Consider the following 12,217-nt stretch of genomic DNA (forward strand, 5'->3'; position numbering starts at 1 on the left):
CCACTGGCTGCACTGGTACAACTACCACCGACCCCACACCGGCATCGCAGGCCAAACCCCCGCCAGCCGCGTCACCAACCTCCCCGAACAACACATCTAGCGCCGCGCGAGCTCCGACTTCCGGTACGAGTACGCGAAGTAGATCACCAGGCCGACCACGAACCACACGGCGAACCGCACCCAGGTCTGCCACTGCAGGAACGTGATCAGCCAGATCGAGAAGACGATGCCCAGCGCCGGCACGAACGGCATCCACGGGGTACGGAAGGTGCGCGGCAGGTCCGGCTGCCGGTAGCGCAGCACGATCACCGCCGCGCACACCACCACGAACGCCAGCAGGATGCCGATGTTGGTCAGCTCGGCCGCCTCGCCGATCGGCAGGAACCCGGCGATCACGGCCGAGGCGACCCCGACGATCCAGGTGACCCGCGTCGGCACGTGCCGCGTCGGGTGCGTCTTGGCGAACCACTTGGGCAGCAGCCCGTCGCGCGACATCGAGAACCACACGCGGGTGACACCCAGCATGAAGGTGAACATCACCGTGAGGATGCCGATGATGGCGCCGACCGCGATGATGTCGGCCAGCGAGCTGAGCCCCACCGACTTGAACGCCGTGGAGAAGCCGCTTTCCGGGTCGATCTCCTTGTAGTTCTGCATGCCGGTCAGCACCAGACAGGCCGCGACGTACAGCACCATCGAGATGATCAGCGAGTAGATGATCGCCTTCGGCATGTGCCGCTGGGCGTCCTTCGACTCCTCGGCCGCCGTCGACATGGCGTCGTAGCCGAAGACCGCGAAGAACACCGTCGCCGCACCGGTGAACGCCCCGCCGACCCCGAACGGGAAGAACGGGTGGTAGTTGGAGCTGTTGATGTGGAAGACGCCGACCCCGATCACCAGCAGCACCACCAGCACCTTCAGCACGACCACGACCATCTCGAAGCGGGCCGCGTTCCGGATGCCCAGCGTCAGCAGGTACGCGATCAGCAGGCACAGCACGGCCGCGAACAGGTCGACCTTGTGCCCGCCCCCTGTGCCGGGCGCCCCCAGCATCCAGTTCGGCAGATCGGCGCCCATCTCGCCGACCAGGAAGCTGAAGTAGCCCGAGATGCCGATCGCGACCACCGCCACGATCGCCGTGTACTCCAGAAGCAGGTCCCACCCGATGAACCAGCCCACCAGCTCGCCCAGGACCGCGTACCCGTAGGTGTAGGCGGAGCCCGCCTTCGGGATCAGCCCGGCGAACTCGGCGTACGACAGGGCGGCCGCCGCGCTCGCGACACCGGCGATGAGGAAGGAGACGAGCACCGCCGGACCCGCCGTGCCGTTGGCGACCGTGCCGGCCAGCGTGAAGATCCCGGCCCCGATGATGCCGCCGACGCCGATCGCGGTCAGCTGCCACAGCCCCAGCGAGCGCACCAGGCCCCCGCCGCTCTCCGTCTCCTCGATGTGCTCGATGGGTTTGCGGCGGAGAACACCCTCACCCATGCGGAACCGGGCCATGCGCCTCACCTCTTCGTGAACGGCAAACGGCTGACGGTGGATCATGATGACGCACACACGTCCGTGACGGAAGTCACGACGCACACAGGACCCAAGACGCCCGCACCGACGCCGTCGGTGCTATGGCACCACCGTCACCGGCCAGCGCCCCGCCTTCACCAGCCGCACCGCTACCGAGCCGACGAAGCGGTGGCCGGCCTGCTCGGAGGCGCCCACCACCACCGCGTCCGCCTTCAGCTCGTCGGCCGTCTGCACCAGGCCGTTGTACGGGTCGCCGCGGAACGTGTGGAACTCCCAGCGGACGTCGAATATCCCCTTCGCCCGCTCGGTCGCCTCCCGGATCTGGGCCACCAGCTCCTCGGCGATCTCGTCGGTCGTCTCCGCCACCGACGCCCCGAGCGCCGCACCCCCGGCCAGCACCGGCTGCACGTACACCACGGCGAGCAGGGCGCCCTGCCGCCTGGCCAGCCCGCCGGCGTAGGCCGCGGCCCGCAACGAGGAGTCGGAGCCGTCGACACCGACGACGATGACCTTCGGTCCGTCCGTGCCGCGTTCGAACTGATGGGAGTGCTGTTCCGTCACGCGGCGAGGCTATCGGAGTCCCCGGCGATCTTGAGCCGGGCGGGTGGTTTCATGCCGCCGCCCCGGTGTTGCTCAGGTGCGGCGCACCGTGACCGGGCGACTGATGAGTCATGAAGAAGGACCAGTTGCTCACCCGCCGCACCCTGCTCACCGGCGCCGCGGCCCTGGGCGCGGCCGGCGCCGGCGGCGCACTCGCGGCGGGCCTGGGACACGGACCGTCCCGGCCGCCCGCCCCCGTCCCCGCACCCGGACCTCCGCAGCGCAGCCCGCTCAAGCCCTCCGCCTACCGCCTCCAGCCGCTGACCGGATACGGCGCCCCACGGGCCGCGCCCGGCCGGCCCCCGGTGCGCAGCGAGCCGATCCTGCGCATGACGGGCCGGGGCCGCACCATGATGCTCACCTTCGACGACGGACCCCACCCCGAGTACACCCCGCGGATCCTGGACACCCTCGCCAAGTACGAGGTGCGCGCGACGTTCTTCGTGTGCGGGGAGATGGCGGACTACAACCGGGACCTGCTGACCCGGATGGCCGACGAGGGGCACGTGGTCGGCAACCACACCTGGTCCCACCCGCTGCTGACCAGCCTCAGCCGGCGCCGCATCCGCTCCGAGATGGAACGCACCAGCGAGGTCGTCGAGCAGGCCTACGGCGAGGCGCCCCGCTGGTTCCGGGCCCCGTACGGCGCCTGGAACCGCGCCGCCTTCCAGCTCGGCGCGGACCTCGGCATGGAACCGCTCGCCTGGACCGTGGACACCCTCGACTGGACGACACCCGGCACCGGCACCATCGTCGACCGGGTCGAGGAAGGCGCGGCCCCCGGCGTCGTGGTGCTCTCGCACGACGCCGGGGGCGACCGGTCGCAGAGTGTGCGCGCCCTGCGGCGCTATCTGCCCGAGCTGCTCGACTCCGGGTACCACCTCACCGTTCCCCGGCGCCGCCTGATCTGACCGCAGCCGCCGCGCCCGCCGGGCCGGGGCACGCTCAGCGGTCCCCGACCAGGCGGGCGAAGGCGACGACGTTCCCGTCGTAGCCGTTCTGCTTGGTGAAACCGCCGCCGCAGGTGATGACCCGCAGTTCCGGGCCGCCCTTCGAGCCGTAGACCCGGTCGCCGGGGAAATTGTTCTTCTCGAAGACCTCGATGCCGTAGATCTCGAAGACCGCAGTCTTTCCGTCCTGGCGGTGGATTTCCACCTTGTTTCCCTTTTTCAGGGCGCCGAGCCCGTAGAAGACGGCGGGGCCCTGCTCGTTGTCGACATGGCCGACCACGACCGCGGTGCCCTTCTCCCCGGGGGACACCGCCCCGGTGAACCAGCCGGCCAGGTTCGGGTCCTCGGGCGGCGGCGCGTCGACCCAGCCGTCCGCGTCGAGGCCGACCCCCATGACCGGCGCGTCGACCTGGATGGCGGGGACGGAGACCCGGTCGGGCACCGAGTACGGCAGTGGCGTGACGCCCGAGGCGGCGCCGTCGCCGGCGGCCGCGCGGGTGTCCGAGGCGGCGGCCGACGCGGGCTGCGGGGGGCCCACGTCGAATTCCCCGGAGCCGTTGCGGATGAGCGCGAGACCGGTCAGCAGAACAAGCGCTATCACGCCCCAGGGAGCGCGCTTCCTCCGCCGCTCCTCCTCTTCGGCCAACTCGGAGTCGTACATTCGCCTTCCCCTCTCGACCCGGCCGTCGCCGGATCATCCGCGCATACGAGCACGCTAAGCGCCGTGCGGGGGACCGGCGACGGGGCGGCGGCGAACGGGTGGTGCGCGCGTCCTTCCGTGAGCCATCCGGGAGGTGACCGACGGAGATTTTCTGACGGGGCGTGACCTGCGGCGATATCCACTGGCGCGGTTCCGTCCCGGTAACCCGCTCACCAGGACGGACCATTCCCGAAATGCGGCTGCGGGCAGGGCAACTGAGGGTCTTTCTGGGAGGCGCTTTCTCGCCGATCGACCGGGGACGGGACCCGGGGCGTCTTCCGCGGAGGATCACATGCGCAACACTCGTGCCCTCGCGGCAGCCGGCGCCGCCGTCGCTGTCCTCGGACTGGCCGCTCCCACGGCCACCGCCGGGGGTGACCACAACCAGCCGAGCAACATCGTCGCGCTGCCCAGCGTGATCGCCCGCGGCGGCCAGATGACCGTCACGGTCGACGGCTGCCCCCAGGGCGGCACCATGACCTCGGACGCCTTCCGGACCACCCACCTGACCCCGGTCAGGGGAGCCAACGAGACGTCCAGGGGCACCGCCACCATCAGGCAGGACGCCAGGCCGGGCTCGTACGACATCACCGTCAACTGCTCGGGCCGGCGGCTGACCCGGCCGGCGGCCTTCACCGTCATCGGCGGTGTCCGCGGCGGCCTCGGCGGCAGCAGCTCCAGCGGGGCGACCTCGACCGACATCGCGATCGGCGGCGGGCTCGTCGCCGCGGCCGTCGCCGGTGGCGGTCTGTTCTGGATGCGCCGCCGGTCCGAGCGGCGGATCTGAGCGCCCGCGGCCGGAGCACGACCGCAGGACTCCGCCCCGGACCTTCGTCGGATCCGGGGCGGAGTCCTGCGGTCGGCGGGGGCTGCGCTATGCGGGGCGGGATCAGGAGCCGTGCTCGCCGGTACGGCGGCGCGAGAGGTGGTACGCCGTGCCCACCGCCCCCGCGACGAGCGCCGCGCCGATGCCGATCTGCTTCAGGTCGAACCCGGCGACGCTGCCGCCCTCCCCGGCGTGCACGCCCTTGGAGTGCCAGGGCTCGTCGGACGGGTGGTGCGAGCCGCCGCCCGCGATGGTCAGGTCCACCGTGCCGGTCTTGTCCCGGCAGGCGAACGTCACCTGGTAGACCGCACCGCGCCGGGCGTCCCGGTCGACCCGCGCCGTCGCCGACGACTCGTCACGGGGGATGGTGACCGTGTCGAACACCGGCGAGGTCACCGTCACCCGGCCCCGGCAGCCCGCGGCGGTACGGCCCACCCCCAGCGTGACTTCACCGCCGGGCGCCACGGTGGCGGGGCTGACGGTGAAGCCGTACGTGTTCGAGCCCACGGCCCCGGCCGGTACGCAGGCGGAGAGGGCGGCGCCGCCCAGCAGTGCGACCGAGGCGACGGGTATCGCGCGCATGGTGAGTCCTCCGGATCCCCGAGGAGCAGCGGCGGACCTGTTCCGCTCGCGCCAGGAATGCACCTCGATGTCCGAAACGCTAGGAAGCCGTGCGCCCCGCCGCGATCGCAGTCGCGCGAATGGGGCAAGAGTGTGGGCCGCTCAGGGGACGGTGACGGCGTGTCGGCCGTCACCGTCCCCACCGCCGTGCCAGTGCCGGGTCAGTTCCCGGCGCCGGGGAAGAGGCTCAGGAACGGGTCGGTCGACGCCGCCATGCCCCGGCTGAACGGGGCGTCGAAGTCCCAGATCAGGAAGAGCAGGAAGGCGATCAGCGCGGAGAACAGCCCCGCGAGGACCAGCTCGCGCGTCGTGCGCCGGATCTGCAGGGCGAAGACCATCCCGATGGTGACGACGGCCCCGGCGATCAGCCCGAACCACACCACCCCCGGCATGGTGGCCCCGGTCGACTGGGTTCGGGAGTTCCGGGCCTGGTCCGCGAGGGCCACCTGGTCGACGAGGGGCTGGTACGCCTGCGCCTCGAAGTCCGACCTCGGCTCGTAGTCGGTGACGTCCGCGCGGACCCGGTCGAGCAGTTCGGTGCCGCGGTCGGTCACCTCGCCGCGGTCGGCCATGGTCTTCCACTCGGTGGTGACGACGTGTCCGACATAGGCGTTGACATCCGCCCGGATGCGGTCACGGACGTCGGGCGGGTAGACCCGGGCCCGTTCCGAGATCTCGTGCAGGGCGACGGCCTCCGTCTGCACGTCGGCCTGGGCCGCGCTGCGCGCCTCCCAGACACCGGCGATGGCCAGGCCCAGGACGATGGCGTACACCACGCCGATCCACATCGTCATGTACTCGATGACGTCCGGGGTCTCGGTGATGTCCTCGTCGTCGGACGCGGTGCGGTGCCGTAGGAGGGTGACGATGACCACCACGACACAGGCGGCCAGCATCGCGAGGGTGAGAACAAGCCATTCCGGCAAGAGAGGCCTCCAGGAATCAGCGCGCACGGAGCGCGGCGACGGCGACCACCGCGGGCACCGTGATGAGCAGGACGAAGACGAGCGGCGACGTGGCCCCGCGCGAGGGCCGCTGCGGCGCCCGGGCGGCGCGGTGGCGCGGATAGTGCACCGGGCTGAGCGACGGCCGGGGCGTGGGTTCGGGCGTGACCGAGGGTGCGGGCGCGGGCGCCGCGGGACGGACCGGCGGCGGGGTGGGACGGGGCGTCGGGGCCGGGGTCGGTGTGGTCCGGGGCGGCGCCGGGCGCGCGGGCGGAGGCGGGGGTGGCGGTTCGGGCTTCGGTGTCGGCGACTTGGGCGGCGGAGGCTTCGGTGCGGGAGGCGGCGGGGGAGTGGGCTCGGGCGGCGGGGGAGGCGTGGGGGTGGGCGTCGGGGTGGGTGTGGGCGTCGGAGTCGGCCGGGGACAGGGCGGGAAGGTGGGCCAGGAAGCGCTCCCGGCGACCGCCACCGCGTCGGTGCCGTCCGGTCCGGTCGACGCGTACGCGCAGGCGTCGGCCTGGGCCGGGCCGACCGGTATGCCGACGAGGGTGAACGTCAGTGTCACCAGGGCCAACACCCGTCCGGCGGCGGCGGATCGGGTCGGTTCGGGTCCATGCACGACGCAGATCATGAAGCCTGGCGCACCGCCCCACGCCCGAGTGCCCGGCGATTGCCCCGAAGGAGGGACACGACCCCACCAGGGGTTTGACGACGGAGGACCCGCCCGCGCCGGAGCCCGGAAGCCTGTACGAGGGGGCCCCACGCCCGTGGCGGGCGGGAAGAAAACCCGCGGCCGGTTGAACACAACGGGCTCCCCCGTGCGTACCCAGTGTCGTGCGGCGGCCCACCAGGGCGCCCCAACACCTTCGTGACGATCGGGGATTGACGATGAAGACCTCCTGGCGGAGCGCCTCACTCGTGGCGGGCGCCGCGGCGCTGCTGGCGCTGACGACGGCGTGCGGCCAGGACGGCGGCGGAGCCACCGGCAGTCAGAACGTGGGTGCCACGGCGGCCGCCCCCGGCGACGTCGGCGACCTCGGCGCAGGCGACGGACTCGGTACCGGGGCGGGCGCCGGGCAGGCCTCGGCGAGCGCGCCGGAGCCCGCGGGCAAGCTGTCCGTCTCGGCGAACCCCGAGATCGGCGAGCTGGTGACCGACGGAGCGGGCCGTACCCTCTACCGCTTCGACGCCGACACCGCCCAGCCGCCCAAGACGACCTGCGAGAACGACTGCGCCACCATGTGGCCGCCCGTGGCCGCGGACGACGCCCTCGTCGGCGAGGGCATCGACAAGGACCTGCTCGGCGAGGTCACCCGCCCCGACGGCACCAAGCAGCTGACGATCGGCGGCTGGCCCGCGTACCGCTACGCCAAGGACACCGCCGCAGGAGACGTCAAGGGCCAGGGCGTCGGCAAGAAGTGGTACGCGCTGGCCGCCGACGGCAAGAAGGCCACGGCCGAACCGGCCGCCGGGCTGTCCACCCGCGAGGACCCGAAGCTCGGCGAGATCGTCGTCGACAAGAACGGCATGACCGTCTACCGCTTCATGAAGGACGAGGCCTGGCCGAAACCGGTGTCGGCCTGCACCGGAGCGTGCCTGGAGAAGTGGCCGGTCGTGGCGCCCGTCGAGGCCGACGACACCAAGGGCGTGGAGAAGAAGGGCCTGATGAGCTTCACCCGGCCCGACGGCGCCGCCCAGCAGACGATCGACTGCTGGCCCATCTACACCTTCGCCGGCGACAAGAAGGCCGGGGACACCAACGGTCAGGGCGTGGGCGGAACCTGGTACGCCGTCAAGCCCGACGGAAAGCCGGTCGGCGCGCCGAAGAAGTAGCGACCTCCCGCCCGCCCGCCTTCAGCGCACGACCACGGGCCGTCCCCTCCGTCCCCTCCGTTCCCGGACGGAGGGGACGGTCCCGTTCGTGCGCTTTGGCATGCCTTCGCCCACGGCACGTGCCGCGGGCAGTGACCGGGAACGGACGGTCAATTTCCGTTTGGGCTCGCCCCTTTGGCGGGCGATCAGTAGCCTCAGCTCGAACACCGGATCGCCTATGCCTTGGAGAGCTAGATGGAGCGTCCCGCCTGGGCCCCTCGCAGCATCGACGTCTCGGTGCCCAGCGTGTCCCGGATCTACGACTTCTACCTGGGCGGTTCGCACAACTTCGAGGTCGACCGGGAAGCGGCCCGCAGGGCGATGGAGTTCATGCCGGGACTCCCCAAGATCATGCAGGCGAACCGGGCGTTCATGCGCCGGGCCGTGCGCTTCGCGGCCGACGAGGGCATCGACCAGTTCCTCGACATCGGCTCCGGCATCCCCACCTTCGGCAACGTCCACGAGGTGGCCGGACGCAGCCGCCCCGGCGCCCGCGTGGTGTACGTCGACCACGACCCGGTGGCGGTCGCGCACAGCGAGGCCGTCCTGGCGGGCAACGACGACGCGGACGTGGTGGCCGGCGACCTGCTCAAGCCACGGGAGATCCTGGCCAGCCCGCAGGTGGAGCGGCTGATCGACCTGAATCGACCGGTCGCCCTGCTGCTGGTTGCCATACTGCACTTCGTGGAAGACGAGGACGACCCGTACGCTGCGGTGGCCGAGTTGAGCGACGCGCTCGCGCCCGGCAGCCTGCTCGTCCTCACGCACGCCTCGTACGAGGGAATCCCGCTGCCCGCCGAGCGGGCCGGGGGCGCGGTGGACGTGTACAAGGACATCCGCAATCCGCTGATCATGCGTTCGCGCGACGACATCGCGCGGTTCTTCGAGGGGTACGACATGGTGGAACCCGGACTGGTTCCGATGCCGCGCTGGAGGCCGGAGGGGGAGCCGGAGGAAGAGGACCCGTACGCGTTCTCCGGGTTCGCCGGCGTGGGGCGTACGGCGTGAGCGCGGAGCCGGACGGGCCGGAGGACAGGCTGCGCCGGTTCGCCACGATCTGGAGCCGGGCGGTGTTCCCGGTGACCTCGACATCGTCCACCCGGCCCGAGTTCGAGGCGGAACTGCTGCCGCTGGCCCGTCGGCTGAGCGAGGTGCTGCACGCCCGCGGCTTCGACGCCGGCGAGGCCCGGGCGGTCGGTGCCGCGCTCGTCGACGCGCACTGCACCGACCCCGAGGCGCTCTCCCGGACGCTGGACTGCGTCGACGCCTACCTGGTCCTCTACTGCGGCGAGGACGGCGACCCGGAGGACCTGCGGGCCCGTTCCGCACGGCTCCAGCACGCGATGGCGGCCGGGTTCGCCGGGGCGCTGCGCGCCCGGACCCTCGCCGAGCAGGAGGCCATCGCGCAGGCCGCCCTGAAGGCGCAGGGCGTGGTGGCCGAGGCCCTGCACGCCAGCGAGGCCCGCTTCCGCGCGGTCTTCGAGGGCGCCGCCATAGGCATCGGCATCGCCGACCTGGACGGCAACGTCCTCCAGGTCAACGACGCGTTGATGCGCATGTTCGGCATCGCCGACTCCAGACTCGGCGGCCGCCGGGCGACGGAGTGGACGCACCCCGACGACGCGCCGCAGACCTGGCGGCTCTACGAGGAACTGGTGCGCGGCGAGCGCGAGCACTACCACGTGGAGAAGGCCTTCTACCGGCCCGACGGGACGGTCCTGTGGACGAACCTCACCGTGTCCCTGCTCCGGGACGCCGACGGCACCCCGCAGTACCAGCTCGCGCTGATGGAGGACACCACCGAACGGCGGCTGCTCAACCTGCGGCTGCGCTACGAGGCCACGCACGACGCGCTCACCGGCCTGCCCAACCGCAGCTTCTTCTTCGAACGCCTGGAGAAGGCCCTGAACGCGGGCCCGGGCCAGCGCTTCGGCCTGTGCTACCTCGATCTCGACGGCTTCAAGACCGTCAACGACAGCCTCGGCCACGCGGCGGGCGACCGGCTGCTGGTGGAGGTCGCGGACCGCCTCCAGGCCTGCGCCACCGCGCCCGGCGAGATGGTGGCCCGGCTCGGCGGCGACGAGTTCGTGGCGCTGACCACCGGACCCGACACCCGGCACGAGGTCGACGAGCTGGCCGGGCGCATCATGAACGCGCTGCTCGCCCCGGTCAGCGTCGACGGACGCGAACTGACCGTGCGGGGCAGCATCGGCATCGTCGAGGGCCCGGCCGGCGAGCGCAGCCCGGCCGAGGTGCTGCGCAGCGCCGACATCACCATGTACCGGGCCAAGTCGGCGGGCGGCAACCGCTTCGAGCTGGCCGACCCGGAGGCCGACGCCCGTGTCATCACCCGGCACGGGCTGACCACCGCGCTGCCCGCCGCCCTTGAGCGGGGCGAGTTCTTCATCGAGTACCAGCCGCTGGTCCATCTCGGCGACGGCAGTGTGCGCGGCGCCGAGGCGCTGGTGCGCTGGCTGCACCCGCAGCACGGGGTGCTCGGCCCGGACCGGTTCATCCCGCTCGCCGAGCACACGGGGCTGATCGTGCCGCTGGGGCGCTGGGTCCTCGAACAGTCCGTGCGACAGGCCCGCCTGTGGCGCGAGCGGTACGGCGAGAGCGGCGCCGCGGGCCCGCTGCGCATCAACGTCAACCTCTCGCCCTGTCAGCTCACCCACCCCGGCCTGGTCCAGGACACCGTCGAGATCCTGGAGCGGACCGGCGTCGCGCCCGACGCGCTGTGCCTTGAGGTGACCGAGTCGGCGCTGATCGGCGCGGACGACGACCTGCTGAAACCGCTGCGCCGGCTGGCCGAGATGGGCGTGGACATCGCCCTGGACGACTTCGGCACCGGCTACTCCAACCTCGCCAACCTGCGCCGGCTGCCGGTGAGCGTACTCAAGCTGGACCGCTCGTTCACGCAGAGCATGCAGCAGTTCCCGGCGGACCCCGTCGACCTGAAGATCGTCGAAGGGATCGTCGCCCTGGCCCACAGCCTGGACCTCGCGGTCACCGTGGAGGGCGTGGAGACCGGCGCCCAGGCCGAGCAACTGCGCATACTGGGCTGCGACACGGCCCAGGGCTGGTACTACGCCCGCCCGGGCCCACCGGAGCGGCTCCACGAGCTGGCCCTGGTGGACGCCACGGGCTGAGGGGCGCCGCGGGCGGCGCCGACCGGATCACACACCGTCGCGCGTCGCTTCGGCGGCCTCGGTCGCGGCGCGGACGAAGGCCGCGGTCGCCGTGGAGCGTGACTGCTGGGGCCAGGCGAGGGAGAGGACGACCGGAGGGGCGTCCGGGACCGGGCGGTAGGCGACGCCCGGGCGGGGGTAGCGGGTGGTCACCGAGGCGGGCAGCAGGGTGACGACCTTGCCGAGGGAGACCGCCGTGAGCACCTGGGCCAGATCGTCGTGGCCGCGCCGCGCCTCGTCGATGTGCCGCTCCACGCTGCCCGCGTCGAGGCCGAGGTCGGCCAGCTCCAGGCGATCGCGGGCGGCGAGCGGGTGGTCCGCGGCCAGGACGGCGACGCGCGGTTCGGCGGCCAGCGTCTCCGTGTCGAGACCGGCCCCGTCGAACGGCGCGTGGACCAGGGCGACGTCCGCCTCGCCGGCGCGCAGCAGCCGCGGCTGCTCCTGCCACCCGCACAGCCGGACGACGACCGGCACGGACCCGGGCTCGGACGCGTAGCGCGCGAGGATCGGCTCCAGCAGCCCCGCGTCCCCGTCGGCCTTCACGGCCAGCACCAGCTTCGGTCCCTCGGCCGCCCGTCTGGCCCGCCGTCCGGCGGCCTCCAGGGCGTCCAGTGCGACGCGCGCCTCGGCGAGCAGCACGTCCCCGGCCGGGGTCCGGGTGACACTGTGGGTGGTCCGCTCGAACAGGGTGACGCCCAGCTCCGTCTCCAGACGGCGGATCGCCCTGGACAGGGGCGGGGGAGAGATGCCCAGCCGCTCGGCGGCGCGCGCGAAGTTGAGTTCCTCGGCGACCGCCACGAAGTAGCGCAGGGAACGCGACTCCATCCTCCGCCTCCTTTGATGCCCCCCGGCATTGCCTTCAGGGTAACAAGCGGGACCCGATCGATCCTTCAGTTCCGGGCGCCCGGCGAACAGGATGGGAGAGCGCCGGAGCGCGAAGCGAACCGACCTCCCGCCCCGACAGCGCACCCACTCTCTTCTCCCTCCCTGAACCG

At 72.3% G+C, this 12,217-nt stretch carries 12 protein-coding genes; 5 read left to right on the plus strand and 7 right to left on the minus strand.

Features of this window, described 5'->3' with window-relative positions; translation table 11 throughout:
* Positions 1-96 precede the first annotated feature (96 nt).
* Positions 97-1,503, minus strand: coding sequence for an amino acid permease (locus ACZ6IM_RS27865; RefSeq protein WP_052843344.1), 1,407 nt, complete (start codon positions 1,501-1,503; stop codon positions 97-99).
* Positions 1,504-1,623: 120 nt separating this feature from the next.
* Positions 1,624-2,085, minus strand: a complete 462-nt coding sequence (locus ACZ6IM_RS27870; RefSeq protein ID WP_052843341.1) for a universal stress protein — start codon at positions 2,083-2,085, stop codon at positions 1,624-1,626.
* A 110-nt stretch (positions 2,086-2,195) separates the two neighbouring features.
* On the opposite strand from ACZ6IM_RS27870, the gene ACZ6IM_RS27875 reads away from it, so the two are divergent.
* Positions 2,196-3,035 carry a polysaccharide deacetylase family protein gene (locus ACZ6IM_RS27875; protein WP_052843339.1) on the plus strand — a complete coding sequence of 280 codons (840 nt, stop codon included), beginning with the start codon at positions 2,196-2,198 and terminating at the stop codon, positions 3,033-3,035.
* 34 nt (positions 3,036-3,069) lie between these two features.
* Here ACZ6IM_RS27875 and ACZ6IM_RS27880 read toward each other — a convergent pair whose 3' ends face one another.
* Entirely contained in the window at positions 3,070-3,735 is a 666-nt protein-coding gene (locus tag ACZ6IM_RS27880) for a class F sortase (RefSeq protein ID WP_469560050.1), read from the minus strand.
* A gap of 331 nt (positions 3,736-4,066) precedes the next feature.
* On the opposite strand from ACZ6IM_RS27880, the gene ACZ6IM_RS27885 reads away from it, so the two are divergent.
* Positions 4,067-4,561 (plus strand): hypothetical protein, encoded by a 495-nt coding sequence (locus tag ACZ6IM_RS27885; RefSeq protein WP_052843335.1) that lies wholly within the window; start codon positions 4,067-4,069, stop codon positions 4,559-4,561.
* Positions 4,562-4,663: 102 nt separating this feature from the next.
* Here ACZ6IM_RS27885 and ACZ6IM_RS27890 read toward each other — a convergent pair whose 3' ends face one another.
* From ACZ6IM_RS27890 to ACZ6IM_RS27900, 3 genes are all read right to left on the minus strand, one after another.
* On the minus strand, positions 4,664-5,182 hold the full coding sequence (locus ACZ6IM_RS27890) for a hypothetical protein (RefSeq protein ID WP_469560053.1): 519 nt from the start codon (positions 5,180-5,182) through the stop codon (positions 4,664-4,666).
* A gap of 200 nt (positions 5,183-5,382) precedes the next feature.
* Positions 5,383-6,147 carry a bestrophin-like domain gene (locus tag ACZ6IM_RS27895; RefSeq protein ID WP_469560056.1) on the minus strand — a complete coding sequence of 255 codons (765 nt, stop codon included), beginning with the start codon at positions 6,145-6,147 and terminating at the stop codon, positions 5,383-5,385.
* 16 nt (positions 6,148-6,163) lie between these two features.
* The gene (locus ACZ6IM_RS27900) at positions 6,164-6,781 is read right to left on the minus strand and encodes a hypothetical protein (RefSeq protein ID WP_469560058.1); all 618 of its coding nucleotides are present in this window, start codon (positions 6,779-6,781) and stop codon (positions 6,164-6,166) included.
* A gap of 269 nt (positions 6,782-7,050) precedes the next feature.
* On the opposite strand from ACZ6IM_RS27900, the gene ACZ6IM_RS27905 reads away from it, so the two are divergent.
* The 3 genes from ACZ6IM_RS27905 to rmdA all read left to right on the plus strand — a co-directional run bounded on the left by ACZ6IM_RS27905 (position 7,051) and on the right by rmdA (position 11,183).
* Positions 7,051-7,995 carry an SCO0930 family lipoprotein gene (locus tag ACZ6IM_RS27905; RefSeq protein WP_052842521.1) on the plus strand — a complete coding sequence of 315 codons (945 nt, stop codon included), beginning with the start codon at positions 7,051-7,053 and terminating at the stop codon, positions 7,993-7,995.
* Positions 7,996-8,229: 234 nt separating this feature from the next.
* Positions 8,230-9,042 (plus strand): SAM-dependent methyltransferase, encoded by an 813-nt coding sequence (locus ACZ6IM_RS27910; protein WP_469560060.1) that lies wholly within the window; start codon positions 8,230-8,232, stop codon positions 9,040-9,042.
* Positions 9,039-11,183: a cyclic Di-GMP phosphodiesterase RmdA gene (gene rmdA, locus ACZ6IM_RS27915; RefSeq protein WP_469560064.1), complete on the plus strand. Its 2,145-nt coding sequence runs from the start codon at positions 9,039-9,041 to the stop codon at positions 11,181-11,183. The genes ACZ6IM_RS27910 and rmdA overlap by 4 nt, the downstream gene beginning before the upstream one ends.
* Positions 11,184-11,210: 27 nt before the next feature.
* Here the strand turns inward: rmdA and ACZ6IM_RS27920 are convergent, their stop codons facing one another.
* Positions 11,211-12,047 carry a LysR family transcriptional regulator gene (locus ACZ6IM_RS27920; RefSeq protein WP_052842526.1) on the minus strand — a complete coding sequence of 279 codons (837 nt, stop codon included), beginning with the start codon at positions 12,045-12,047 and terminating at the stop codon, positions 11,211-11,213.
* Positions 12,048-12,217: the final 170 nt, after the last annotated feature.

Source organism: Streptomyces sp. NPDC042336, from assembly GCF_055581985.1.